We start from the raw sequence: 24,656 nt of genomic DNA on the forward strand, positions 1-24,656 counted from the left end.
GCGTCACCCTCAACTGGCAGTTCTCCACCCAGGTCGCCCGCCGGACGCTAGGACGGCACTACGAAGCCATTCGTATTAAATGAACGCTGTACTAGCCGCTCCTAACAGCATCTTTTTCATACCTCTCACTCTCGCCTCCCAAACTGACGCGGGGGTGACTTCCCCTTGAGGGAACGTGAGGCCAACGCAAATCTTGGCGTTTGGGGTGACAGACGCCCCCGCCCGAGCCATCAGGATGAAGTCATGAGCGACCTCATCTGTTCGCTGACTACCGCTCTTGCCGCTGCTGCGCTGCTGGCTGGGGGCGCAGTGGCCCAGACCGATCCGGCCCCATCGCAAGCCGCTCAGGTCACGGCAGCCCCAGCCCCCACGCTGAGCCCCGCCCTCTCCGGTGAGCGGCGGTTCCTGACGCTGCCGGGCTTCGGGCGCGTGGCCTACTACGCCGACCCGCGCGGCACGGGGCGCCCGCTGATCCTGACCCACTCCGTCAACGCGGCGGCGAGCGCCTACGAGATGAAGCCGCTGTGGGACGCCTACGCGGGCACCCGCCCCCTGTATGCGCTGGAGTGGCCCGGCTTCGGGGGCAGCGACCGCCCCGATATTCGCTATACGCCCGAGCTGATGGCCCAGGCCCTGACCGCGCTGGTGGCCGAACTCGGGGGGGAGGTGGACGTGGTGGGCCTGAGCCTGGGCAGCGAGTTCGCGGCGCGGGCGGCCCTCGCAGAGCCGCGCATCCGCACCCTGGCCCTGATCAGCCCCAGCGGGCTGGGCGAGCCACGCAACGGCACCCAGCAGGCCAGCGAGCGGGACGGCGGCAGCCGCCTCTACCGCACCCTGGATACGGTGGGCACGCCCCTCTACGCCGTGCTGCGGACCCGCCCCAGCATCGAATACTTCCTGAGCCGCTCCTTCCGGGGGCCGGTGAACGAGGGGCTGATCGCCTACAGCCTGGAAACGGCCCGGCAGCCGGGGGCCAAGAATGCGCCCCTCTTCTTCATCAGCGGGGTGCTGTTCACGCCGGACGCTTACCGCGACCTCTACAGCAAGCTCCAGGTGCCCGTGACCGTGCTGTACGACCGCGACGGCTTCGTGAGCTTCGAGCGCCTGCCTCTCTTCGACGCGCAGCCGAACGTGACGGCCGTGCGGATCGAGGGCACCGACGGCCTGCCGCACTTCGAGAAGCTGCCCGAGGTGCGGGCCGCGCTGGACGCCTTCTGGGCGGCGACCCGCTGACCGGCAAGTTCGCCCGCAAGCCCCCCGGTGGCGTGTCACCATGCCTCCCATGACCGATGACGCCCACGCCCAGGCCAACGCTGATCAGGTCCTCCTGCTGCGCGAGGCTCTGGCGGTGGACCTCCCGCTCCCTTCCGAAGACGCCTTGCCCGAGGAGTCCGCTCCCGCAGACGTCCCGCTGCCCGCTCCGGAAGCCGCGCCTTAAGCAACCCGTTAGGGGCGGGGCCTGCCCCCCGCCGGGGCCGTATGCTGCCGGGCAAATCCACTCCAGGAGGCCCCAGCATGACCCGAGACGAGCGCAACGACGAGAGCGGCACCAAGCAGAACGCAACCGGGGACATCCAGCCCGATACCGGCACGGACCTCACCGATCAGGAGGCCGCCAAGCTGAACGCCAACCCCGGCCGGGGAGCACGCCAGGAGCCCGGTGCCCAGGCGTCCGACGAGTACGTCGATGATCACATCGAGGGCACGGCGAGCGCCACGCCCAACATTCCGGACATCGACCCCAACACCGGCAAGTCCTGAGTTCAGACAACCTGCGAAAGAAGGTCCCACCCCGCCAGACGGCATGGGTGGGACTTTCCCGTTGGGGTCAGGCTTCTGTCTGTCCATCCAGAATTAGGGTGTTCTTGACTGCGAAGAGGTAGTCCTCCTCCGAAAGCTCGTCCTTCCGCCCTTCCTCGATGAGCTGCCGCAGCCGGGCCTTCCTGACTTCGAGGTCTTCCGTGGTCTGGGGCGCCGCCTGGTTCTGGGTGTCCATACGGGCATTGCAGCAATGGCAGGTAAGGCGGGGGCGGCGGTCGGCCCAAGCAATCTTGAGCAGACGACGGGGATAAAGAAGCGGCTCCACCCGAGATGTAAGGGTGGAGCCGTTGTTCAGAGGCTCACTTCACCACGATATTGATGATCCGCCCCGGCACGTAGATCTCCTTCACCGTCGCTTTGCCTTCCACGAAGCGGGCCACGTCCGGGTTGGCGCGGGCGGCAGCCAGGGCCTCTTCCTGGGTGGCGGTCTTGGAAATCTCGACCTGACCGCGCACTTTGCCGCCCACCTGCACGCCGATGGTCACGGTGTCACGGGTCGCGGCGGCCTCGTCTACCTCGGGCCAGGACTGGACGTGGACGCTTCCGGCACCGCTGCGCTCGGTCCAGATTTCCTCGGCGATGTGGGGCACGACCGGGGCCAGCATCCGGTTAAAGATGTCCAGCGCCTCCTCCCAGGCGGGGGTCCCGAAGACGGGCGAGCGCTTGGCCTTGACCAGCGTGTTCGTCAGCTCCATTAACGAGGCGACGATGGTGTTGAAGCTCAGGCGGTCGAAGTCGCCCGTGACCTTCTTCAGGGTGGAGTGAATGGCGTAGCGCAACTCGGCTTCGGTCACGCCCTCCTCCGGGCCGACCGCCTTCGCGTCAAAGTACAGCGCCCAGATGCGGCTCAGCCACTTGGCGGGGCCGTTGATGCCCTGCGGGTCCCAGGGGCCGCCCAGTTCCCACGGGGCGATGAACATCAGGTACGTGCGCACCGTGTCGGCGCCGTACTCGCGCACCAGGTCGTCGGGGTCGACCACGTTGCCCCGGCTCTTGCTCATCTTGTCGCCGTCCTCGCCCAGAATCATGCCCTGATTCCGCAGCCACTTGAACGGCTCATTCTGGGTGGTCAGGCCCATGTCGCGCATCACCTTGGTCCAGAAGCGCGAGTACAGCAGGTGCAGGATGGCGTGCTCGATGCCGCCCGTGTACAGGTCCACCGGCAGCAGGTCGGCCCTGGCGGGGTCGAAGGGGTGCGCGTCGTCGCGCGGGGACAGGTAGCGGTACATGTACCAGCTCGAATCCACGAAGGTGTCCATCGTGTCCGTATCGCGCTCGGCGGGGCCGCCGCACACCGGGCAGGTCGTGGCCGTCCACTCGCGGTCCAGCTTCAGCGGGCTCTGGCCGGTGGGCGTGAACTCGACGTTTTCGGGCAGGCGGACGGGCAACTCGTCAGCGGGGACCGGCTGCGCCCCGTGCTCGGCGCAGTACACGATGGGGATGGGCGTGCCCCAGTAGCGCTGGCGCGACACCAGCCAGTCGCGCAGGCGGTAGGTCGTGCGGGCCTGCGCGACGCCCCGCGCCTCCAGCCGCTCGATAATCTGGCCGATGCTCGCCTTGCCCCCCGGCAGCCCGTCGAACTCGCCGGAGTTCACGATCACGCCCTCCCCGACGTAGGCCTCCTCCGGGTTCTCGCCCATGCCCGTCTCGCCCTCCGGCCGGATGACCTCGCGGATGGGCAGCCCGAACTTCCGCGCGAAGGCGAAGTCGCGCTCGTCGTGGGCGGGCACGGCCATGATCGAGCCCGTGCCGTAGGTCACCAGCACGTAGTCGGCGACCCAGACCGGCAGCGGGTCGCCACTCACCGGGTGGGTGGCGTAGCTGCCGGTGAACACGCCGGTCTTCTCGCCCTCCTGCTGGCGCTCCACGTCGGTCTTGCGGCCCGCCGCCTCGACATAGGTCCGCACGGCGTCGGCCTGCTCAGGGGTGGTCAGGGCTTCGACCTTAGCGTGCTCGGGGGCCAGCACCAGAAAGGTCGCGCCCATCAGGGTGTCGGGGCGGGTGGTGAAGACCGTTTCCGGCCCGGCGGGGGTGGGGAAGGTGACCTCCGCGCCCACCGACTTGCCGATCCAGTTGGTTTGCATCAGCCGCACGCGCTCGGGCATGTCGGTGTCACTGAAGTCCAGCAGTTCCTCGGCGTAGTCGGTAATTTTCAGGTACCACTGGCTCAGGTTGCGCCGCTCGACCGGGGTGCCGCAGCGCTCGCAGGCGCCGCCGACGACCTGCTCGTTGGCCAGCACGGTCTGATCCTTGGGGCACCAGTTCACCAGCCCGCCCTTTTTGTAGGCCAGGCCCCGGCGGAAGAACTCGGTGAAAAACCACTGGTTCCAGCGGTAGTACTCGGGGTCGCAGGTGGCAAAGCTGCGGCTCCAGTCGATCATGGTGCCCATGCGCCGGAACTGCCCGGTCATGTGCTCGATGTTCGAGTAGGTCCACTGCGCCGGGTCGCGCCCGTGCTTGATCGCCGCGTTCTCGGCAGGCAGCCCGAAGGCGTCGAAGCCCATCGGAAACAGCACGTTGTAGCCGCGCATCCGCATCCAGCGGGCGCGGGCGTCGGGCGCGACGTTGGCGTACCAGTGCCCGATGTGCAGGTTCCCGGAGGGGTAGGGGAACATGGTCAGCGCGTAGTGCTTGGTCTTGGCCGGGTCCTCGCGGAAGGTGTACAGGCCCTCCTGCTCCCACCGCTCCTGCCATCGGGGCTCGATGGCGTGGGGGTTGTAGCGCTCGGCGCGGGGCTCCTGAATGGCGGGCTTCGGGGTGGGTTCGGTGGTCATGGGCAGGCTCCTTGGGCGGCGGTAGGCCAAAAAATCGCCCCGGCTTAGACACAGCCGGGGACACACGCGCAAGCTTTAGGCTAGTCGCGGCGTCCCCGGCTGGAAAGCGCAGAGCGGATCATGGCGTCAGTGTAATACGGATTCGGGGGTCAGGAGGCCAGCCTCGGCCACCATGTCCACCCGGTCCAGCCCCGGCCCGTAGCCGCCCGGCACCCGCCGGAGCTCCCGGAAACCGAAGCGGGCAAAGAAGGGGGCGCTGTGCTGCGACGTGTCGAGGTGAATTTCGGCGGCCCCCAGTTCCCGCAGCCGCTCCAGCCGGAAGTGCAGGAGTGCCGAGCCATACCCCCGGCGGTGGGCGCCCCGCGCGACCATGCCCCAACTCAAGCCTGCCGGGCGTTCCGGGTCCTCTGAGTCGAGCCATACGCCGCCGCAGGCCACGACCCGCCCGCCGTCTTCCAGAACGAAATACTCGCCGGGGTCCCGCAACCACGTCCCGAACTCGGCCCGCTCGTGCGGCGCGAAGTACTCGGGCAGATTCGAGTCGAACAGGGCCAGGCAGGCGTCGCGGTCCTTGGGGTCAAAGGGACGGATGAGCATGTCGGCAGCGTAGGCCGCCGTCCGGCCGCGCGAAAGGGACCGCTCACCCCCCGTGAACGGCCCCTGACGGCTGACGGCTTCCTTTCCTCAGTACTGCCGCCCGAAGATCACCCGCTTGTCATACGCGCCCGGCTGCCCGCAGCGCACGCAGGGGCCTTCTTCCTTTTCGGCGAAGAACTCGGCGTCGTCCAGGGGCACGTTGCGGGCGGTGGCCTTGGTGTCGTCCTTGATCGCCTTCTCGCACTCGGGCTGCCCGCAGTGGTGCGCCCGGACCCAGTTTCCGTCCTCGATGGCCTGCCGGAAGGTGCCGTAATCGTCGGCCTTCACGGTGTGCAAGAGCATGAAGTCGGTCGCGCGGGTCAGCAGCCAGTCGTGGATGGCGTCCAGACGGGCGGCCATGCCCAAGACGGCCTCGGCGCGGCTCAGCGTCTCCTTTTCCTCGCTGTTGCGGTTCTTGACGACGACCACGCCCGCCTCCAGGTCGCGCGGCCCCAGCTCGATGCGCACAGGCACGCCTTTGAGTTCCCAGTCGTTGTACTTGAAGCCGTTGGTCACGCCGTCGCGCTTGTCCACCTTGACCCGCAGGCCCTGGGCGCGGAGTTCGGCGGCCAACTTCTCGCCTTCTTCCACCATCTCGCCAAAGTTCTCCTTGCGGCCCACCGGAATCACCACGACCTGAACCGGCGCGATGCGGGGCGGCATGATCAGCCCGAAGTCGTCGCCGTGCGTCATGATGATCGCCCCGATGATGCGGCTGGAGATCGCCCAGCTCGTCGTATGGGCGTACTCCTCCTTCTGCTCGCGAGTCTGGAACTTCACGTCGAAAGCTCTACTGAAGTTTTGCCCCAGGTAGTGCGAGGTGCCCGATTGCAGCGCCTTGCCGTCGCGCATCATCCCCTCGATGGAGTAGGTGGCGACCGCTCCGGCAAAGCGCTCGGAGGCCGTCTTCTCGCCGCGCACGACGGGAAGCGCGAGCATATCGCGGCAGAACTCGTGGTAGAGGTCGAGCTGCTGGCGGACTTCGGCGCGGGCCTCGGTTTCATCCGCGTGGGCGGTGTGGCCCTCGTGCCAGAAGAATTCGGAGGTGCGCAGGAAGGCCTTGGTCCGCAGCTCGGCGCGGAACACGCTGCCCCACTGGTAATGCAGGAAGGGGAGGTCGCGGTAGGAGTTCAGCCACCCGGCCCACATGTGCCCGATGATCGTTTCTGACGTGGGGCGCATGACGTAGGGCTCGGCCAGTTCCTCGGTGCCGATCTTGCTCACGGTGAACAGCTCCGGCGCGAAGCCCTCGACGTGGTCGGCTTCCTTGGTGATGAAGCCCATCGGAATCAGGGTGGGGAAGATCAGCGACTCGTGCCCGGTCGCCTTGAAGCGGTCGTCGAGCCAGCGCACGATGTTCTCCCACAGCGCCGTGCCGTAGGGGCGCACGACCATCGCACCCGCAACGGGGCTGTTGTCGGCTAGGTCGGCCTTCTTGACGACCTCGTTGTACCAGTCGTTGAAATCTGCGCTCTGGGGCGTCACGCCGTATTGCTGCGCCTTCTTGTCCTGCTTGCCGCCGTCTTTCGTCATCGCCCGACAGCATAGTCGGCCGGGGCGCATGCCGCAGAGGGCCAGGTGGCCTAGAGCGGGACCCCGTGGAGAGACACGTGGCGCTGAACGGTTCTCACGACCCCGGTGCGGCCCGCCCGGAGGTCTTCCAGCGCGGCGAGCGCGTCCGGCAGCAGGGGAGAGGGCCATTCACCTAGCGGGCACCACGCCAGGGCGCTGAGTTCCTGGGGTGCGGCCAGCCTGGGTTCGCCCGCCAAAACCCGCCCCGCGAAGACATACGCCTGGATGTCCGGCCAGCCCCCACCCTGAAGAAGGTAGGCGCCCACAACTCCCTCCAGCGCGACCTCCACTCCTACCTCCTCCCGCGCCTCCCTCACGGCGGCCCCCAGCGGCGTCTCGCCGGGGTCCACGATCCCACCGGGCAGGCCCCAGAACTGCCGTCCGTAGGCCTGACGGACCAGCAGCACCTCGCCCCGCTCATTGATGAGGAGGACGGCGGCGCATTGTCGCGGCGGGGGTGAACTCATGGGCCGAGCATACCGGGGCTGCTGGATGACGGTTCGCCCAACGTTCAGTGCCCTGGCCTGCACCGTCCTGTCATCTGCCGCACGCGGGGGGCGGCCTACGCTGACCCCATGACCCAGAACGACACCGGAGAGATCACCCGCCGCATCGAGCAGGACCTGCGCGAGCGCCTGGAAGCCCAGGGCGAGCACCTTCAGGTCAAGGACGTGAATGGCGAGCACGTCGGCACCGTCGACCACGTAGAGGGCGACCAGCTCAAGCTGACCCGCACCGACAGTCCCGACGGGCAGCACCACTACGTGCCCCTCTCGCAGGTCGAGAGCATGGACGACGTGGCGGTGTACCTGAACGTCGAACGCAACGCCGTGCAGTAACTGGAGCCGTCATCTGGGGCAGTGGGGGCAACCTCACCGCCCTTTTTCCTCTTTGCCTACCCCGCTGGAATCGGTTCCAGTGGCGCTCTATCCTGAGAGACGTGTCTGCCTCCGGTTTTCCCGCATCGCCCCCCGCCGCCTTCCCCGACGAGCGCGACGCCGGTACCTTCGCGCTGCGGCTGGAACGGTATGGGGACGATCTGCTGGCGAGCCTGCGGGCGGTGTACGGCAATGACCTGGGCGACCTCCCGGCGCGGCTGCTGGAGGTGCTGGTGCGGGGCTTCCGGGACCGTCCCGCCGACCTGCGGCGGCTGGACGAGGCCCGGCTGCTGCGCCCCGACTGGCTGCAAGGGCCGGAGATGGTGGGCTACGTGGCCTACGCCGACCGCTTCGCCGGAACGCTGGCGGGAGTGGGCGGACGGCTGGACTATCTGGAGGGCCTGGGGGTCCGCTACTTCCACCTGATGCCGCTGCTGAAGCCCCGCCAGGGCGAGAACGACGGCGGCTACGCGGTGGCCGACTACCGGGCGGTGCGGCCCGACCTGGGGACGATGGACGACCTCGCCGAGCTGGCGCGGGGGCTGCGGGGCCGGGGCATCAGCCTGGTGCTGGACCTCGTGCTCAACCACGTCGCCCGTGAGCACGAGTGGGCTGGGCGGGCGCGGGCGGGCGAGGAAAAATACCGCGCCTATTTCCACATTCACCCCGACCGCACCCTGCCCGACCTCTACGAGCGCACGCTGCCGGAGGTCTTTCCCGACTTTGCGCCGGGCAACTTCACCTGGGACCCGGAGGCGGGAGGCTGGGTCTGGACCACCTTCAACGCGTACCAGTGGGACCTGAACTGGGGCAATCCGGACGTGTGGCTGGAGTTCGTGGACCTGATCCTGTTTCTCGCCAACCAGGGGGTGGAGGTCTTCCGGCTGGACGCCATCGCCTTCCTGTGGAAGCGGCTGGGCACGGCCTGTCAGAACGAGCCGGAGGTACACCACCTGACGCGGGCGCTGCGGGCGGCGGCGCGGATCGTGGCCCCGGCGGTCGCGTTCAAGGCCGAGGCCATCGTCGCCCCCGCCGAGCTGATGGGCTACCTGGGACGCGGGGCGCACCACGGGCGGGTGTCGGACATGGCCTACCACAACAGCCTGATGGTGCAGCTCTGGAGCAGCTTGGCGAGCCGGGACACCCGCCTCTTCGCCGAGGCGCTGCGGGCCTTTCCGCCCAAGCCGACGAACACCACCTGGGGCGTCTATGTGCGCTGCCATGACGACATCGGCTGGGCGATCTCTGACGAGGACGCGGCCCATGCGGGACTGAGTGGCCCGGCGCACCGCCACTTCCTCTCGGACTTCTACAGCGGCGAGTTTCCGGGGTCCTTTGCGCGGGGGCTGGTCTTTCAGCACAACCCGCAGACGGGGGACCGCCGCATCAGCGGATCGGCGGCCAGCCTCGCCGGGCTGGAGGCGGCGCTGGAGGCCGGGGACGTGGGCCGGGTGGACGACGCGGTGCGCCGAGTGCTGCTGCTCCACGCGGTCATCCTGGGCTTCGGCGGGGTGCCGCTGCTGTACATGGGCGACGAACTCGCGCTCCTGAACGACTCCGGCTATGCCGACGTGCCCGAACACGCCGCCGACAACCGCTGGGTGCACCGCCCGCGCATGGACTGGGAGCTGGCGGGGCGCGTGGGGAGCGAGCCGGACACCCCGGCGGGCCGGGTGAATGCCGGGCTGCGGCACCTGATCGCCACCCGGCGGAGCCTGCCCCACCTGCACGCCAGCGTGGAAAGCTGGCCGATGCCCAGCCCCGACGGGCGGGTGCTGCTGCTGCGGCGCGACCATCCCCTCGGGGTGATGGTGCAGGTCTACAACTTCAGCGAGGCGGAGGTCGTGCTGCCCGCCTGGGAGCTGCGCGAGGCGCTGGGCGCGGAGGCGGTGGACGCGCTGACGGGGAGCCGCCTGCACCTTGACCGTCCCACGCTGCGGCTGGAGGGATACCGGACGCTGTGGCTGACGCAGGCTTTATAGGGTTGGGGACACCATGAAAACGCGGATGAAGGTTCCTCGCAGCGGCGTCGAGGCGGCCCTGAACGCCTCCCGCCGGGCGACTGAGCGTCTCGCACACCTCGCCCGTGACCCGGACGTTCGTCGGGAAGCCCAGGCGACGGCCGAAGCTCTGGGACGGCTGCTGGGAGCCATCCGCCGCGCAGGGTCCGGCAACGCGGGGCCGGGGTCGGCGGGTTGAAGGCGTTGGCCTGTCCTCGCAGGCCTCTCCGAAAACCTGTTGCTGAGAGCGGACTTCCGGCAGCGCCGACCCTCCGCGCCTTTGGCATTCGAGCGGGGCGTTAGGGTACGACAATGGAGCTTGTGTTGCTTGGCACGGCCTTGCTGGGGGGCCTGCTCTGGACCTTGGGAGCACGGTCGAGGCAAGTGAGCACCCGTATCGCCGGGCAATTTTTTCTCGTTATTTCCTTGGTGGGACTGGTCGCGCTTTACGGGATGGCCTCTTACTACGGCTCCGTTTACAGGTAGCCGGTGGGGCTGGACGGTCCGGAGGCCAGGTGGCCCAGGTGCGGGGTCGTCCAGCCCGAGCTAAGCCGATTGGCCTGCGGGCAGCAGATCGGCGAGGCGGAGGACGGGCCGTCGCGTAGGCTGCCCGCAGCCTTGCTGCACCCCCGGAGGTTTCCATGACGCAACCCACCCCCGCCGATCACGCCGGACCGTCCGCCCGCCTCCCGGTCACCGCGAGCCGTCCCTGATTCAGCGCCGACGCCTGCCCGGTGACCCGCCGACCGAGGTCACCCCTTGAACACGTACACGATTGAAACGCCCACGCTGGACACCCTCGCCGACTTCTTCGCGCTGCACCCTGACCCACAGGACGTGGCAAAACGCCTCCCTATCCTGCGCCAGAATGTCGCGGCGGGCCGGGTCCGGCTGGAAAACCTGCTGATTCTGCGCTCCGAGCGGGGCATAGAGGGAACAGCCCTGATCTCGGCCGCCCCGCAGGTGCCTGTCTTTCCCCGCTTTCGCCCGGACGTGATGCCGGAGGGGGTCACCGCCCTGGCCCTTGCCCTGCGCGACCGCGCCGAGCCGGAGCGGAAGCTGCTGCTTCAGGACAACCTCGCGCCACTGAGGGCCGCTCCCGTTGAGGGAGCCGGGTGGGTGCTGGACGAGGAACACGTGATGTATGAGACGGACCTGCGTGCCCGGACCTTCGTCCCAGACCCACAGGCCAGGAGTGTGACTCCTGACGATCCCGCCGTTCGGGTGCTCCTCGGTGCGTTGGGCCGCGCCGGGTTCGAGTTGCGGGAGGGGTGGCATCTGGTCGTCCTGCCCGACACTTCCGGTCAGCCGGTCGCGCTGGGGGCCTTCGGTCCCAGTGGGCGTCCGGAGTGGGCCAGCCTCGATCAGATCGGCGTCCACCCCAGCGCACGCGGCCAGGGCCTCGGCACCCGCCTGCACGCGCACCTGCTCGCCCGCGCGGCCGAACAGTTCACCATGCACGCGGGCGGCACCGGGGCCGACAACCACGCCATGCGCCGCATCCTTGCCAGCAACGGCAGCCGCCACGTCGCCACCCAGATGTATTTCCGGCCCGCCTGACCTCTTGCCCCCGCCCCCGCCGCCCGCGTATAGTTCTTCCTTGGTCAAGTGGGGCAGGGCGACCAACGGTTTCCGAACAGGAAACGGCCCGCACCCCAGACGGAAGCCCCGCCCAGGTGGGCGCGACCGGACTAAGGAGAGCACATGCCCAAGATGAAGACCAAAAAGAGCATGACCCGCCGGGTGAAGGTCACGGCCACCGGCAAGGTCATGGCGTTCAAGAGTGGCAAGCGCCACCAGAACACCGGCAAGAGCGGCGACGAGATTCGCGGCAAGGGCAAGGGCTTCGTGCTCGCCAAGAGCGAGTGGGCCCGCATGAAGCTCGGGCTCGTCACCGGGAGGAAGTGATTTAGATGCCACGCGCCAAGACCGGAACGATTCGCCGCCGCCGCCACAAGAAGGTGCTCAAGCGGGCCAAGGGCTTCTGGGGCAGCCGCTCCAAGCAGTACCGCAACGCCTTCCAGACGCTGCTCAACGCCGCGACCTACGAGTACCGCGACCGCCGCAACAAGAAGCGCGACTTCCGCCGCCTGTGGATTCAGCGCATCAACGCGGGCGCCCGCCTGCACGGCATGAACTACTCGACCTTCATCAACGGCCTGAAGCGGGCTGGGGTGGACCTCAACCGCAAGAGCCTCGCGGACATCGCTGCCCGCGAGCCCGAAGCCTTCCGCGCCCTCGTGGACGCGGCCAAGGGTGCCCGGAACCAGTAACCCCCAGGGTCGACCCAACAGCCGCCTCCCGCGTGGGGGCGGTTTTTTGTGGTGTGGGAGACAGGCTGGTCATTCGGCGGATGCAGGGGCTGGGCGCGGGGCCGAGGATGGGGGCCTATGGACGTTCGCCCCTGGCACCGTGCGGACCTGACCGCGCTCGAACCCCTCCTCGCGGCCTCGTTCGGGCGGGCGGACTTCGACCTGGCCGACGAGCAGGCTTATTTTCCCGACCCGGCGCCTCCCGGCTGGGTGGTCGCGTGGGACGCGGCGGGGACTCCGCTCGGCTTCCTGCGCTTCTTCGCGGCGGGCGGGGGAGTGCAGGTCGCGGAACTCTATGCCGTGCCTGGTCCGCAGCAGCCCGAGATTCTGGCGGCCTTGCTGCGGGCCTTCTCCTCATCGCCCGCTCTGGCGGCCGGGGAGCGCCTGCGCTTCGACCTTTTCCCGAACGACGTGGCCCGGCGTGCCCTGATTGAGCAGCATCTGGAGGTCACCGATGTACACAGGTACCTTCGTCTGGACCGCGAGGTCCGTTCGGCGGGCCATGTTCCCAGCGAGCCTCTCTCCCTGCGGGACGCTCAGGCGGCGGCGGAAGTGCTGGGCGTCCTCAAGGACTATCCGCCGGAGGAACTTCGGCACCTCTGGGCCGGGGGCGACCTCGCGGTAACCTGGCAGAAGGGCGCGGTGGTGGGCGCGGCACATCTTCAGAGTCGCGGCGGGGGAGAACGGGAGATTGTCGCCCTCGCGGTGGCAGCAGAGGCACGCGGAACCGGGGAGGGAGCTCGGCTGGTGGACGCGCTGCTCCGGCGGCAGCCCCCCGGCACGGCCCGCCTCACGTTGCAGGTCCGGGAGGACAACGCTGCTGCCCGTCGCCTCTACACGCACTGCGGGTTCCGGGAGCGGCCGCAGGGCCGGGAGGTGTGGCTGTTCACGCGGCCGCGCTCCCGGTCCTGAAAGCCCCTTTCCTCCTTTCTTCCCTTACCCTGTACCCCATGAGCGTGATCCTGGGCATCGATATCGGCGGCAGCGGCATCAAGGGTGCACCCGTGGACACGCGGACGGGGCAGCTCACGGCCGAGCGCTGGCGCATTCCCACCCCTGCGGGCGCCCGCCCCGACGACGTGAAGGTGGTCGTGGCCGAACTCGTGCGGCACTTCGGGCACGGGGGGCCGGTGGGCGTGACCTTTCCCGGCATCGTGCAGCACGGCAAGACCCTGAGTGCGGCCAACGTGGACGAGGCCTGGATCGGGCTGGACGCCGACGCCCTGTTCACCGAGGCCACCGGGCGCGACGTGTACCTCGTCAACGACGCGGACGCCGCCGGAATTGCGGAAGCGCAGTTCGGGGCCGCGCGGGACGTGCCCGGCGTGGTGCTCGTGCTGACCTTCGGCACCGGGATCGGCAGTGCGCTGATGCATGGCGGGGTGCTGGTGCCCAACACCGAACTGGGGCACCTGCGGCTCAAGGGCGACAAGCACGCCGAGAGCTGGGCGTCCGACCGCGCCCGCGAACGCGACGACCTGAACTGGAAGGGCTGGGCCAAGCGCGTGAGCACCTACCTTCAGCACCTCGAACGCCTCTTCTCGCCGGAGCTGTTCGTGATCGGCGGGGGCGTCAGCAAGCGGGCCGAGAAGTGGCAGCCGCACCTCCAGACCGACCGCACGAAAGTGGTGCCCGCCGCCCTCCAGAACGACTCCGGCATCGTCGGTGCCGCGATGATGGCCGCCGCCCGCCAGCCAGGGGAGCTGACCCAGGAACTTCCCTGACCGCCACCCCGTACGGTGATCTGTATGGGATTTCTGAAACGGATGATGGCGGCGGTCGGCGTCGGCGGGGCACGGGTGGACGCGCGGGTACACAACCCAGCGGTGCGGGTGGGCGAGAGTGTCTCCGGCGTGATCTTGGTGGAGGGAGGCAGCACCGAGCAAAAGATCGAGCGCCTGAACCTCGGCCTGGCGACCCGCTACAAGAGCGACGACAACTACGTCACGCACACCCTCTTCTCGCAGCCGGTGGTGCCGGGCTTCACCCTCCAGCCCGGCGAGCGCAAGGAGTACCCCTTTCAGCTTCCGGTTCCCGCGGGCACACCGCTGACCCTGCGCGGCACAGCGGTATGGCTCGTCACCGACGCAGACATCGCGGGGGCCGCCGACCCCGGCGACACCGACCAGCTCCAGATTCTTCCCAGCCGGGAGATGGAAGCCGTAATCGGCGCTGCCGAGCGTCTGGGCTTCTCGCTGGCGGGCAGCGAGGTCGAGTACCACCACGGGCGCATCGTGCAGGAGCTGAGTTTCCGGCCCCCCTACGGGCAGTACCGCATTCAGGAACTGGAAATGATGATGCTTCCGGCCCCCGGCGGCGGCCTCGACGTGATCTTGGAGGTGGACCGCCGCGCGACCGGCCTCGCCAGCCTGTTCACCTCCGAGTTCGAGCAGCGGGGCCGCTGGCACGTGCCCGCCTCGCTGCTCGCCGGGGGGCCGGACGCGGTGGCCCGCGAGCTGGGGGCGCGGGTACAGGCGCTGGCGTAAGCGGGGAAGGGCGCGGCAGAATGCGCCCCATGTCTGCCGCCGACCCCCACCTCCCCGAGCTGCTCACCGCCGACGTGCTGTACACGGGCGTCGGGGGTGGGCACGCGCCGGGCGGGGTGGTGGTGTCCGGGGGGGTAATCGCGGCGACAGGAGACCCGGCCACCCTGCGGGCCAACTTTCCGCACGCCCGCGAGCGCCGGGCCGGGGCCGTGATTGCGCCGCCGCCGGTCAACGCGCACACCCACCTCGACATGAGCGCCTACGACTTTCAGGCGCTGCCCTACTTCCGCTGGCTGCCGGAGGTCGTGATTGCGCAGCGGCACCGGCGCGGGGTGGCGGGGGCGCTCGCGGGGGCCGCCGAACTTGCCCGGCTGGGCACGGGCGCGGTGGGTGACATCGTGTGGGCCGCCGACGTGATGGACGCGCTCCTCCCGCGCGAGGACCTGACCGGGGTGCTGTACTTCGAGGTGCTGGGCACCTTTCCCGAGCGGGCCGACCTGATCTTCGCGGAGGTGCGGGGGCGGGTGGAGCGCTGGCGGCGCCTGGAGCGGCCCGGTGGGTTGCGGGTGGGCCTCACGCCGCACACACCCTTCACCGTCAGCCACCGCCTGATGCAGCGGGTGACCGAGTACGCGGTGGGTGAGGGCCTGCCGCTCCAGATTCATGTGGCCGAGCATCCCGCCGAGCCCGAACTCTTCCGCACCGGGGGCGGTCCCCTGTGGGAGCACCGCCTCCCGGCCCTGTATCCGGGCACCTTCGCGGAGGTGATCGGGCGGGAGCCAGAGCCGGACCTGACCCCGGTGCGCTACCTCGACGAACTCGGCGTGTTGCGGGCACGGCCCACCCTGATCCACATGGTGAACGTGACCCCGGAGGACATCGCGCGGGTGGCTGCCGCCGGGTGCGCGGTCGTGAGCTGCCCCCGGTCCAACGCGCACCTCGACTGCGGGACCTTTCCCTGGGCGGCCTTCGCCGCAGGGGGAGTGGAGGTCGCGCTGGGCACCGACTCGGTCGCCAGCGGCGGCAGCCTCGACGTGCGCGACGAGGTGACCTTTGCCCGCACCCGGTATCCCACCCTGGACCCCCGCGTGATCGTCCGGGCCGCCGTCAAGGGGGGACACCGGGTCACCGGCACGCGCCCACCGCTGCTGCGGCGTGGGGACGCCTGGGATGACCGCTTCGTCTGGTGACGTGATATGCTGCTGCGGTTGCCCGTCACGCACAACGACGTGACGGAGGAGGTTCAACATGAAGAAAGACGTTCACCCCAAGGCCGTTCCCACCAAGATCATCTACCAGGGCAAGGTTGTCATGGAAACCCTCAGCACCCGTCCCGAGATTCACGTGGACGTGTGGAGCGGCGTTCACCCCTTCTGGACCGGCGAGGAGCGCTTCGTCGACACCGAGGGCCGTGTGGACAAGTTCAACAAGCGCTTCGGCGACAGCTACCGCACGAAGAAGAAGTAATTCTCGCCGCCCCCCAGGGGCCGAGCGAAGCGCGAAGCGAATGAACCCCCGGGCCGCCCTGGGGGTTTTGCTGTTGGCTGGTCCGCCCCGCCTGACGGGGTGGGGTGTTTCTCGCGGTTCGCCTCAGGGCCTCAGGGTGAAGGGGAGGAGCTGTCCCCCGATCAGCCACTGGTACGGCCCAGGCTGGAGGTGGCTCATCTTTGTGAAGGGGAAGCTGGGGAAGGTCAGCGTCTGCCCCGGCTGGATCAGGGCCGAGTTCAGTTCCTCGGTGCAGGCTGCGCCGCTTTGTTCGGGAACCACGCGGCCCATGCGGTCGGCCACCTGAACCGGGAGGCTGCCGCCGCAACTGTAGGTGAAAAGGAGCGGGGCTCCGGTGGGATTCGTGACGCGGACCTGGAGGCGCGGCACGACCTGAGAGGGACTTTTCGCAGCCCGGATCGCCGCGAGGCTCACCGTGCGCGGCTGCACGCTGAACCGCACCCGGGGCGCTCGCTCGTACTCGTAAGCGGATTCGACGAACCTCTCCACGCCCGCTGCCCTCGCAACGGGGCGGAACACGCCCGCCGGGGCGTACACGGTGACGCGGTTCAGGGTCGTGTTCACCCGCACGGTCAAGTTGGGGCTGCGCTTCTTCAGAGCCTGCGCCGCCTGAACGAGTTGCACGCCGCTGTACTTCACGGGCTGGGAACCGCGCGTGACGCCCGGCTTCCCCGCCGCGACCTTGTTCCAGAAGGGGTCCGACTGGAGCCACCGCCGGGCCTGCTCCTCCCGGCCCGGAGTTGTCAGGGCAGGCACCAGCACCCTGGTCCCCTCGACCGGCACGAACGCCAGTCCCGCGAAACCGGGAACCGCCCGCGCCGCCCGCAGCAGGTGCGGCCACTCGTCTGGGGCCAGCTCGTCCAGCCCGGTTTGGGCATGCGCCATGCCAGCCAGGAGAACGGACGTGAGGGCCAGGGCGTGGCGCTTCATGGGCCGAGGCTACCCCGCCCCCCTGACCCGCGCGTGACGCTCCGACCTCCCCAGCTCCGCTGGGTGGCATACTTCCCCCCGTGCTGAAGTCCCCCTACCACGGCGGCCACCTCGAAGTCATCGTCGGGCCGATGTTCAGCGGCAAAAGCGAGGAACTGATCCGGCGGGTGACGCGGGCGGTGATCGCCCGGCAGCGGGTGGCGGTGTTCAAGCCCGCGCTCGATGACCGCTACCACGCGGCGCACGTCGCCAGCCACGCGGGCCGCAGCCTGGAAGCGGTGGCGGTGCCGGGCGCGGCGGCGATTCGGGCGCACCTGCTGGGCGAGGGCAAGCTGCTCTCCGACCCCTCCCTGACCCTGCCCGACGTGGTGGGCATCGACGAGGCGCAGTTTTTCGGGCCGGAACTCGGGCCGCTGGTGCTGGACCTCGCGGCCTCCGGGGTGCGGGTGATTCTGGCGGGGCTGGACCTCGACTTCCGGGCCGAGCCGTTCGGCTGCATGCCCGACCTGCTCGCGCGGGCTGAGAGTGTGGAGAAGCTGACCGCCATCTGCACGGTGTGCGGCGCCCCGGCGACCCGCTCGCAGCGCCTGATCGCGGGGCAGCCTGCCCGCTACGACGACCCCGTGGTGCTCGTCGGTGCCCAGGAAACCTACGAGGCCCGCTGCCGGGTTCACCACACGGTGCGGCCTGCCGCCGCCAACCCGGCTCCGGCCCATGAGGCGCAGGTGCGCTGAAGTTGAGAAAGTCCCGCCTCTGGGCCAAGTTTCACTAAAGTCTTCGGTCGCCTCTCAGCGCACAGGACCCGCGAGAACCCGCACAATGGAGCCACCGGACACGTTGCCCGCCTGTCTCCGCCACCGGTTTTCTGGAGGGCCTGTATGACCCAACCCGGTTCCGACTCCGCCGACCCGCTGGCCTGGGACTACACGGCGCGGACCCAGCGGCGGATGTTCGGGCAACTGGCCTGGGTGGGAACGCTGGCCTGCCTGGGGACGCTGGCGATCCAGTGGCCGACGCCCACGCCGCGCGACCTGATCGCGCTGCCGCTGCTCACGCTGCTGCTGCTGGGGCTGCTGCTGTGCGTGCGGCGGCGCTGGATCGGCCTGATTCCGGCGGCGCGGGCGGCGCTGCTGGGGCTCACGGTCTACTTTCTGGTGGGGCTGTGGCCCTGGCCGGGCAGCGGCGGCGGGCACCTCTCGCTGCTCAGCGAAAGCACCTACTGGTTTCCGGTGCTGTACGCCGGAGCTTTCCTGCTGTTCGCCCCGCGCGAGGCGCTGCAATGGTCGGCGGTGACGTACCTGCTGGCGCTGGCGGTGTGCCTCTACCGCGTCTTCTGGGGTCCGGAGGCCCGCAGCGTGGACCTCGCGGCCTCGGTGATGCAGTTTCAGATCGTCGGCCTGATCATGATCCTGATGCAGGCGACCTTCGGGGCGCAGCGCGGGCAACTTCTGGCGGCGCGGCAGGCGGCCCGGCAGGACGCGCTGACCGGCCTCGCCAACCGCCGGGCCGGGGAGGAGCGGCTGGCCGAACTCGCGCACGCCGGGCGCCCCTTCATCCTGGTGGTGTTCGACCTCGACCACTTCAAGGCGGTCAACGACACCTACGGGCACGCGGTGGGTGACCGGGTCTTGCAGATGACGGCCCGTCTCTCGCGCGAGCTGCTGCCCCCCGGCGGCGTAGCGACCCGCTGGGGCGGGGAAGAGTTCATGCTGATCCTGCCGCCGCTGGAGCCGGGCACGCTGCGGACCCTGCTGGCCGCCCTGCGGGCGCGGTTGGCCCAGGAACGGGTGGACGGGGTGAGGGGCATCACGGCGTCGTTCGGCGTGGCCGTCTCCGCGCCCGGCGAGCCGCCCGAGCGGGTGGTGGCCCGCGCCGACGAGGCCATGTACGCGGCCAAGGCGCGTGGCCGCGACGGCGTGCAGCACGCGGAACGGTCGCCCGTGGGCCACAGCCGCCCGGACCGGGAGCGCTGAGCCCGGCGCCCTTCTGGAGGGGCCGCGCTACGCCGAGCCGCGCACGACCAGCCGGGGGTCGAAACGCCGGGCGCGGGCCGGACCCCGGTAGCCGCCCAGCCGCCCGAGCAGCAGGCCCGCCGCCTCAAACCCCATCGCCTCGACGGGCTGGTGCAGGGTGGTCAGGGCGCGGGCCGCCGCCCACGGCTGGTCGTCGAAGCCGATCACCCGCACGTCCTCGCCGATGGTCAAGCCCCGTGCGTGGACCTCGTCCAGCAGGGCGCCCGCCAGCAGGTCGGCGGAGGCGAAGACCGTGCAGGGCAGCGCCGCCGCGTCAAGCAGGCCAGCGGCGACCGTCCGGGCCGCGAGGGGGTCGAAGCTCGCGGTGAATTCGCCGCGCAGGGGCCGCCCCGCCGCCGTGAGGGCCGCCACAAATCCGCTGCGCCGGTCCTCGAAGACGCGGGTGGTGAAGAGCTGGTCGAGTTCGGTCTCCACCCAGACCGCATACAGGTCCCCCGGCAGGGTCGCCGCGTACTCCCCGGCGAGGCGCCCGCCCGTTACGTTGTCCATGTAGGCGCAGTCCACCCCCTCGGCGTAGGCGTCGACCAGCACCGTGGGCTGCCCGGTGCGGACCCGCCGTTCGGCGAGCAGCGAGGTGAGGTTGTAGGTGGCCATCACCAGCCCGTCGGCCTGATAGGCCAGCGTGTGCGAGCCCAGGTAGCGCTCCAGCCGCGAGCGGTCGAGCAGCGGAAAGATCGCCACGTCGTAGCGGGCGGCCTGAAAGGCACTCTCCAGCCCGTCAAGCAGCCGCACGTAGAACTCGGTGGTCACGACGGGCAGCAGCACGCTGATGGTGTAGCTTTTGCCCCCTGCGATGCGGCGGGCGTGCGGATTGGGGGTGTAGTCGAGGTCGGCGATGGCCCGCAGCACGCCCTCGCGCGTGGCGCCGCGCACCGACGGGTGGTTGTTCAGCACGCGCGACACGGTGCCGACCCCCACCCCGGCCCGCCGGGCCACATCCTGAATCGTGGGTTTGCGCGTCACGTCACCTTCCACCATAGCGCAGCGTGCCGCTCCCTCCCTGCCCACCCACGGAGCCGGGGACAAAGGGCCGACCCCCCCACCCTAGACTGCGGGCATTGCTGGCCCCCCGCTTCCTCCCGCGCCCCTGTTCGGAGGCTCCCACTCCTCATGTCCAGACCCACCCCCCTGCTCCTCTCCTTGGCGCTCGCCGCCGTCGTGATTCCCGCCGCCGCGATTCGCAGCCAGGCGGGGCAACCCTCTGCTCCGGTGGCCCATTCCACCCACGCGGTGCCCGCCCCGTCCTCCTCTGCCACCTCGGCCCAGCGCCTGCCCCTCACCGTGCAGGGGGCCAGCGTGGTCGCGGTGCCGCCTGGCGCGACCGAGACGAGCGCGGGCATGACCCTGCGCAATCCTGGCAAGACCCCGGTGGTGCTCACGTCGGCCCGCAGCTCTGCCGCCGGACACGTCATGCTGATGACCACCCGGCGCGACGCCCAGGGGCGGGTCGGCATGAGCGGGGTGAAAAGCCTGACCGTTCCGGCGGGCGGGCAACTCATCCTGAAGCCGGGCGGAGACCACCTGATGCTGATGGACCTGATGCGGCCGCTCAAGCCCGGCGAGCGTGTTCCGCTGGTGCTCGTCGCGCGGGACGGCCGCACCCTGACCGTCTCCGCCACCGTCCGCCTGCCCTGACCCCCCGAGGACCCTGCCCATGACTGAGCCCACCCCGCTGCCCTCCGCCCCCCGCCCGCGTCCCTGGTACCTCTCGGCGCTGCTGGCGGCGGTGGCGGTGACGCTCGTGCTGGGCGGCGCGTGGGTGTACGCCCGCGTGCAGAGTCCCTTTCCCTACTACGGCACGGCCTACACGCCCCCGGTGGCGGCGGCGCCTTTCCGGGGCACCGACCAGAACGGCCAGCCCTGGACCTTCACGCCCGGTGGGTCGGGCCGGGCGACCGCGCTCTTTTTCGGCTTCACCCACTGCCCCAACATCTGCCCACTGACGCTGGCGTACCTCGAACGGGCGCGGCAGGCGCTGCCCGCCGAGCAGCGCGACAAGGTGGACGTGGTGCTGGTCAGCGTGGACCCGCAGCGCGATACGCCGGAGCGCCTCAAGGCCTACGTCGAATACTTCGGGAAAGCCACCGGGGTGCGCGTGCCCGCGTCCGCGCTGCCGGAGGTCGCCCGCGCCTATGGGGTGGGCTACCAGAAGGCGGACGTGGAGGGGCCGGACGACTACCAGATCAACCACACCACCGCCACCTACCTGATTGACGCGGGCGGCAAGCTCCGCGTGCTGTGGGACTACACCCAGCTCACCGACGTGGAGCGGGTCACGCGCGACCTTACCCACGTTCTGGAGAACCCGCTGCCATGACCTTCCTCCCCATGACCCTGGCCCCCGCCGACCTGAACCCCGGCCTGGCCGAACTGCTCGCCCTGCGCTTCGATCCGCTGGTGTGGTTGCCTGTGCTGGCGGTGACGGCGCTGTACTTCTGGCACTACGCCCGCGCCCGCCGCACCCCGGAGGGCCGCGCGAACTGGCCGGTGTGGAAGACCGTGCTCTTCGGCCTCGGCGTGGTGCTGCTGATTCTTTCCACCCAGTCGGCGGCGACGAACCTGACGGTGAACAGCATGGCCCTGTACATGGCCCGGCTGATGGTGCTCGCGGAGGTGGTGCCCCCACTGCTGGTGCTGGGGCTGCCGCGCGGGATTCAAATTGACCCGCGCCGTCCCTTCGGGCGATTGCTGGGCGTGCTACTCGACCCCTGGGTGGCGCTGGCGGTGTGGAGTGCGGTCATCATCTTCTGGAACGTCCCGGCGGGCTTCAACGCCTCAGTGGTGACGAACACGGCCGCCGCCCTGCTGCCCGCCCTGTACCTGCTGAGCAGCCTGATGGTCTGGAGCGTGGTGCTGCGGCCCCTGCCCACCGTGCAGCCCGCGCACATCGGCTCGCGCGGGTGGTTCGGCCTGCTTGCCGCCCTGCCCATGATGGCGGTCGCCAGCGTGTGGCTGTACTCGCGGCAGGTGCTGTACACGCCCTACGTGGGGGCGCTGTGCCTGTGGGACCTCAGCCCCCTGCAAAACCAGCAGATCAGCGGCTGGATCATGATGGTGGCCGGACTGCCCGCGATGGCCCTGGCGTTGGTGCAGCTGATGATGTGGCTGATCAAGCTGGCCGACGGGGAGCAGGGGGGGACGCCGCCCGCGGTGGGGGACTGAACTGCCAGCAAAAGCCCCGGTTCAAGCTGGGGCTTTTTGCTGGTGCGGCCTGCGCCTTACCCCCGCGCCCCCCGCTGCCGCTCCACGAACGCTAGGAATTCCTCCTGCGACAGCGTATTCACCACCCCCGCCGGAGTCAGCCCCGCCTTCCGCGCCATCGCCACCCCGTAGCGGGTGTCGCCCAGGCCGCCAGGCACGTGGGCGTCGGTGTTCACCGCGAAGGTCAGCCGCTCGCGCCACCGCAGCACGTCCCGCCAGTCCAGGTCCAGGCGGTAGGGGTTGGCGTTGATCTCGACGACCGTGCCGTTCGCCGCGCATGCCTCCAGCACCGCGTCGAGGTCCAGCGCGTAGCCGGGGCGCCGCAGCCGCAGCCGTCCGGTGGGGTGGCCCAGGATGGTCACCAGGGGGTGCGAGGCCGCCCGCACCAGCCGCTCGGTCTGCCGGGCGGGGTCCAGGGTGAAGTGGCTGTGGACGCTCGCCACCACGTAGTCCAGGGTCAGCAGGTCCTCGTCGGGGTAGTCCAGCGAGCCGTCGGGCAGGATGTCCACCTCTGCCCCGGCGAGGATGGGCAGGCCCGCGCCCTGCAAGGCACGAATCTCCGAGACGTAGGCCCGCAGCCGCTCCAGGCTCAGGCCGTTCGCGTAGCTCGCCGCCCGCGAGTGGTCCCCGGTGCCCAGGTAGGCGTGCCCCAGCGCCCGCGCCGCCGCCACCATCTCCGGCAGGGTCGCGGCCCCGTCCGACCAGACCGAGTGGGTGTGCAGCATGCCCCGGATGTCGGTCACCGTCACGAGTTTTTCAGGCGAGGGCAGCGACTCCCACACCGCGTCGTGCTCTGGCTCGCGGTATTCGGCAGGGCGCAGGGGCAGGCCCAGTTCGCGGGTCACGTCGGCCTCGGTCGGGGTAGGAAGGAGGGTGTCGCCGCGCCGCAACCCCCGCCCGCTGAGGTCCAAGCCCTTCGCTTTGGCCTCGGCCCGCAAGGATTCGCGGTAGGCCGTGCTGCCGCCCAGCATCAGGTCGAGGGCGCCGCGCACCTCGGCGGAGGCGTAGCCCACCTCGACCGGGACGCCATCCACCCGGCCTGCGAGCAGTGGCTTGCCCTCCAGCGGGGCCAGGTCCTCTACGGCGTGCTCCAATCGTGCCCGCACATCTTCCGCCGTCCCTGTGATCGTCACCCGTGCCGTCCGCACCGTCTCCAGCCCCCGGCGCACGTCCCCGGCAGGGCGGGGGTCGAGGCCGTCCAGACGGGCGATCAAGCCTTCCACTACGGCCTGCCCGGTAGAGAGGTGCTGGCGGTCCTGTGCCCCCAGCGCGAACTCCACCGCCTCCAGAATGGTTCCGGCACTCTTGGCCCCAAAGCCCTTCAGGGCCGCGACCCGGCCATCGCGGGCGGCCTCGCGCAGCCCCTCCAGCGAATCGATTCCGGCGTCCCACAGCGCCCGGATTTTCTTCGGCCCCAGCCCCCGCACGCGGAAGAGGCCCAGCACCCCAGCTGGCACCTGGCTCGCGGCGTCCTCCAGCGGCCCGAAGCTCCCGCCCTCGGCGTAGGCGAGCAGCTCGGCGGCGATGCCCTTGCCCACCTTGGGCACCCCCGCGAAGCCGGAAGCCAGCAGCGTGGGCACATCGGTGTCGAGTGCCTCCAGGCTGCGGGCCGCGCTCCGGTAGGCCTGTGCCCGGAACGGGTCCTCGCCCAGCACGTCGAGAAGGTCGGCGGTGCTTTTCAGGGCCGACACCAGCGCCTTGCGGGTGACCTCAGCCACGGGCCTGCCTCCCCTGGAAGGTGACGATGCGGCCGCCCGCCTCCGTGATCTGCGCCAGCGCGTCCCCGAAGCGGAAGCCCACCTCGGCGGGCGCGTGGGCATCCGACCCCAGCACGAAGGGGATACCCCGCGCGGCGGCCTCGCGGGTCAACTCCGGTGACGGGTAGGCCTCCGCGACCGGCTTGCGCCACCCCGCCGTATTGAAGTCCAGGGCCAGCCCCAGCCCCGCCACCACGTCCAGCACGCGCAGCAGCGCCGAGTCGTCGGGGGCGCGGTGCCCGAACTTCTTGGGCAGGTCGAGGTGCCCAAGCGCGTCAAAGAGGCCCGTCCGCGCCGCCCCCTCCACCAGCGCCGCGTAGTGGCGGTAGAGCTGGCCCAGGTCGCGGTCCTCGTACTCGGCCACGAACTCCGGGTTGTCAAAGCCCCACGCGCCCAGGTAATGCACGCTGCCGATCACGTAGTCCCAGTCGTGCGCGGCAAGGACCCGCTCCACGAAGCGCTCGGTGCCGGGGTGAAAGTCGGCCTCCAGCCCCAGCCGCACGTCCAGCCGCCCGGCGAATTCGGCCTGCACCTCCCGCACGGTGTCCACGTACCCCGCCAGTTGTTCCAGCCGCATCCGCCACCCCGCGTCGTACCACGTGGGCATCGGCATGTGGTCGGTGAAGCACAGCCCGGCGAGGCCCGCGTCCAGCGCCGCCTGCGCGTACTCGCGCGGGTGCCCGGTCGCGTGCCCGCACAGCGGCGTGTGCATGTGCGAGTCGTAGAGGCCAGAGGGGAGGCTCATGGGGG

28 protein-coding genes are annotated in these 24,656 nt (G+C 70.0%); 19 read left to right on the plus strand and 9 right to left on the minus strand.

What is annotated here, in order from left to right; translation table 11 throughout:
• Positions 1–243 precede the first annotated feature (243 nt).
• The 3 genes from L1280_RS14170 (at position 244) to L1280_RS14180 (ending at position 1,761) form a co-directional block, all read left to right on the plus strand.
• Positions 244–1,233, plus strand: a complete 990-nt coding sequence (locus L1280_RS14170) for an alpha/beta fold hydrolase (RefSeq protein WP_253582936.1) — start codon at positions 244–246, stop codon at positions 1,231–1,233.
• 49 nt (positions 1,234–1,282) lie between these two features.
• Entirely contained in the window at positions 1,283–1,438 is a 156-nt protein-coding gene (locus L1280_RS14175) for a hypothetical protein (RefSeq protein ID WP_253582937.1), read from the plus strand.
• A gap of 77 nt (positions 1,439–1,515) precedes the next feature.
• Positions 1,516–1,761 carry a hypothetical protein gene (locus L1280_RS14180; RefSeq protein ID WP_253582938.1) on the plus strand — a complete coding sequence of 82 codons (246 nt, stop codon included), beginning with the start codon at positions 1,516–1,518 and terminating at the stop codon, positions 1,759–1,761.
• A 67-nt stretch (positions 1,762–1,828) separates the two neighbouring features.
• Here the strand turns inward: L1280_RS14180 and L1280_RS14185 are convergent, their stop codons facing one another.
• The 5 genes from L1280_RS14185 to L1280_RS14205 form a co-directional block, all read right to left on the minus strand.
• Positions 1,829–1,996, minus strand: coding sequence for a hypothetical protein (locus L1280_RS14185; RefSeq protein ID WP_253582939.1), 168 nt, complete (start codon positions 1,994–1,996; stop codon positions 1,829–1,831).
• Between the two features lie 124 nt (positions 1,997–2,120).
• Entirely contained in the window at positions 2,121–4,595 is a 2,475-nt protein-coding gene (gene leuS, locus L1280_RS14190) for a leucine--tRNA ligase (protein WP_253582940.1), read from the minus strand.
• Positions 4,596–4,721: 126 nt separating this feature from the next.
• Entirely contained in the window at positions 4,722–5,192 is a 471-nt protein-coding gene (locus L1280_RS14195) for a GNAT family N-acetyltransferase (RefSeq protein ID WP_253582941.1), read from the minus strand.
• An 87-nt stretch (positions 5,193–5,279) separates the two neighbouring features.
• Complete coding sequence (gene proS, locus L1280_RS14200) at positions 5,280–6,764, minus strand: proline--tRNA ligase (RefSeq protein ID WP_253582942.1); 1,485 nt, start codon at positions 6,762–6,764, stop codon at positions 5,280–5,282.
• 50 nt (positions 6,765–6,814) lie between these two features.
• A complete protein-coding gene (locus L1280_RS14205) occupies positions 6,815–7,270 on the minus strand; it encodes an NUDIX hydrolase (RefSeq protein ID WP_253582943.1) in 456 nt (151 codons plus the stop codon).
• A 108-nt stretch (positions 7,271–7,378) separates the two neighbouring features.
• Between L1280_RS14205 and L1280_RS14210 the strand changes: the two genes are divergently transcribed.
• The 11 genes from L1280_RS14210 (at position 7,379) to rpmE (ending at position 15,946) form a co-directional block, all read left to right on the plus strand.
• Positions 7,379–7,642 carry a DUF2171 domain-containing protein gene (locus tag L1280_RS14210; RefSeq protein ID WP_253582944.1) on the plus strand — a complete coding sequence of 88 codons (264 nt, stop codon included), beginning with the start codon at positions 7,379–7,381 and terminating at the stop codon, positions 7,640–7,642.
• Positions 7,643–7,743: 101 nt separating this feature from the next.
• Positions 7,744–9,663 (plus strand): alpha-amylase family glycosyl hydrolase, encoded by a 1,920-nt coding sequence (locus L1280_RS14215; protein WP_253582946.1) that lies wholly within the window; start codon positions 7,744–7,746, stop codon positions 9,661–9,663.
• Positions 9,664–9,688: 25 nt separating this feature from the next.
• Complete coding sequence (locus L1280_RS14220) at positions 9,689–9,880, plus strand: hypothetical protein (protein WP_253582947.1); 192 nt, start codon at positions 9,689–9,691, stop codon at positions 9,878–9,880.
• Between the two features lie 560 nt (positions 9,881–10,440).
• Complete coding sequence (locus L1280_RS14225; protein WP_253582948.1) at positions 10,441–11,241, plus strand: GNAT family N-acetyltransferase; 801 nt, start codon at positions 10,441–10,443, stop codon at positions 11,239–11,241.
• A 144-nt stretch (positions 11,242–11,385) separates the two neighbouring features.
• Positions 11,386–11,589, plus strand: a complete 204-nt coding sequence (gene rpmI / locus L1280_RS14230) for a 50S ribosomal protein L35 (protein WP_253582950.1) — start codon at positions 11,386–11,388, stop codon at positions 11,587–11,589.
• Between the two features lie 5 nt (positions 11,590–11,594).
• Positions 11,595–11,954: a 50S ribosomal protein L20 gene (gene rplT / locus L1280_RS14235; RefSeq protein WP_253582951.1), complete on the plus strand. Its 360-nt coding sequence runs from the start codon at positions 11,595–11,597 to the stop codon at positions 11,952–11,954.
• Positions 11,955–12,071: 117 nt separating this feature from the next.
• Positions 12,072–12,905 (plus strand): GNAT family N-acetyltransferase, encoded by an 834-nt coding sequence (locus tag L1280_RS14240; RefSeq protein ID WP_253582953.1) that lies wholly within the window; start codon positions 12,072–12,074, stop codon positions 12,903–12,905.
• A gap of 38 nt (positions 12,906–12,943) precedes the next feature.
• Positions 12,944–13,717 carry a polyphosphate--glucose phosphotransferase gene (ppgK, locus tag L1280_RS14245; protein ID WP_253582955.1) on the plus strand — a complete coding sequence of 258 codons (774 nt, stop codon included), beginning with the start codon at positions 12,944–12,946 and terminating at the stop codon, positions 13,715–13,717.
• Between the two features lie 24 nt (positions 13,718–13,741).
• Complete coding sequence (locus tag L1280_RS14250; RefSeq protein WP_253582956.1) at positions 13,742–14,479, plus strand: sporulation protein; 738 nt, start codon at positions 13,742–13,744, stop codon at positions 14,477–14,479.
• 20 nt (positions 14,480–14,499) lie between these two features.
• A complete protein-coding gene (locus L1280_RS14255) occupies positions 14,500–15,669 on the plus strand; it encodes an amidohydrolase family protein (RefSeq protein WP_253582957.1) in 1,170 nt (389 codons plus the stop codon).
• Positions 15,670–15,727: 58 nt separating this feature from the next.
• A complete protein-coding gene (gene rpmE, locus L1280_RS14260; RefSeq protein WP_253582958.1) occupies positions 15,728–15,946 on the plus strand; it encodes a 50S ribosomal protein L31 in 219 nt (72 codons plus the stop codon).
• A gap of 123 nt (positions 15,947–16,069) precedes the next feature.
• On the opposite strand, the gene L1280_RS14265 is transcribed toward rpmE, so the two are convergent.
• Positions 16,070–16,915, minus strand: coding sequence for a hypothetical protein (locus tag L1280_RS14265; RefSeq protein WP_253582959.1), 846 nt, complete (start codon positions 16,913–16,915; stop codon positions 16,070–16,072).
• 80 nt (positions 16,916–16,995) lie between these two features.
• Here L1280_RS14265 and L1280_RS14270 point away from each other — a divergent pair, with 80 nt between their 5' ends.
• Together L1280_RS14270 and L1280_RS14275 are read left to right on the plus strand one after the other, a co-directional pair.
• Complete coding sequence (locus L1280_RS14270) at positions 16,996–17,649, plus strand: thymidine kinase (protein WP_253582960.1); 654 nt, start codon at positions 16,996–16,998, stop codon at positions 17,647–17,649.
• A gap of 144 nt (positions 17,650–17,793) precedes the next feature.
• Positions 17,794–18,888, plus strand: a complete 1,095-nt coding sequence (locus tag L1280_RS14275) for a GGDEF domain-containing protein (RefSeq protein WP_253582961.1) — start codon at positions 17,794–17,796, stop codon at positions 18,886–18,888.
• Between the two features lie 27 nt (positions 18,889–18,915).
• On the opposite strand, the gene L1280_RS14280 is transcribed toward L1280_RS14275, so the two are convergent.
• Positions 18,916–19,926 carry a LacI family DNA-binding transcriptional regulator gene (locus L1280_RS14280; RefSeq protein ID WP_253582962.1) on the minus strand — a complete coding sequence of 337 codons (1,011 nt, stop codon included), beginning with the start codon at positions 19,924–19,926 and terminating at the stop codon, positions 18,916–18,918.
• A 132-nt stretch (positions 19,927–20,058) separates the two neighbouring features.
• Between L1280_RS14280 and L1280_RS14285 the strand changes: the two genes are divergently transcribed.
• The 3 genes from L1280_RS14285 to L1280_RS14295 are packed head-to-tail and all read left to right on the plus strand — an operon-like array spanning position 20,059 to position 22,110.
• A complete protein-coding gene (locus tag L1280_RS14285; protein ID WP_253582964.1) occupies positions 20,059–20,583 on the plus strand; it encodes a copper chaperone PCu(A)C in 525 nt (174 codons plus the stop codon).
• A 19-nt stretch (positions 20,584–20,602) separates the two neighbouring features.
• Positions 20,603–21,265 (plus strand): SCO family protein, encoded by a 663-nt coding sequence (locus tag L1280_RS14290; RefSeq protein WP_253582966.1) that lies wholly within the window; start codon positions 20,603–20,605, stop codon positions 21,263–21,265.
• Positions 21,262–22,110 carry a cytochrome c oxidase assembly protein gene (locus L1280_RS14295; protein ID WP_253582967.1) on the plus strand — a complete coding sequence of 283 codons (849 nt, stop codon included), beginning with the start codon at positions 21,262–21,264 and terminating at the stop codon, positions 22,108–22,110. The genes L1280_RS14290 and L1280_RS14295 overlap by 4 nt, the downstream gene beginning before the upstream one ends.
• A gap of 56 nt (positions 22,111–22,166) precedes the next feature.
• Here L1280_RS14295 and L1280_RS14300 read toward each other — a convergent pair whose 3' ends face one another.
• Both L1280_RS14300 and L1280_RS14305 read right to left on the minus strand, forming a co-directional pair.
• A complete protein-coding gene (locus tag L1280_RS14300; RefSeq protein ID WP_253582968.1) occupies positions 22,167–23,867 on the minus strand; it encodes a helix-hairpin-helix domain-containing protein in 1,701 nt (566 codons plus the stop codon).
• Complete coding sequence (locus L1280_RS14305) at positions 23,860–24,651, minus strand: histidinol-phosphatase HisJ family protein (protein WP_253582969.1); 792 nt, start codon at positions 24,649–24,651, stop codon at positions 23,860–23,862. Before L1280_RS14305 ends, L1280_RS14300 begins: the two co-directional genes overlap by 8 nt.
• Between the last annotated feature and the right edge of the window lie 5 nt (positions 24,652–24,656).

It is taken from the genome of Deinococcus sp. HSC-46F16, from assembly GCF_024171495.1.
Classification (GTDB): Bacteria; Deinococcota; Deinococci; order Deinococcales; family Deinococcaceae; genus Deinococcus.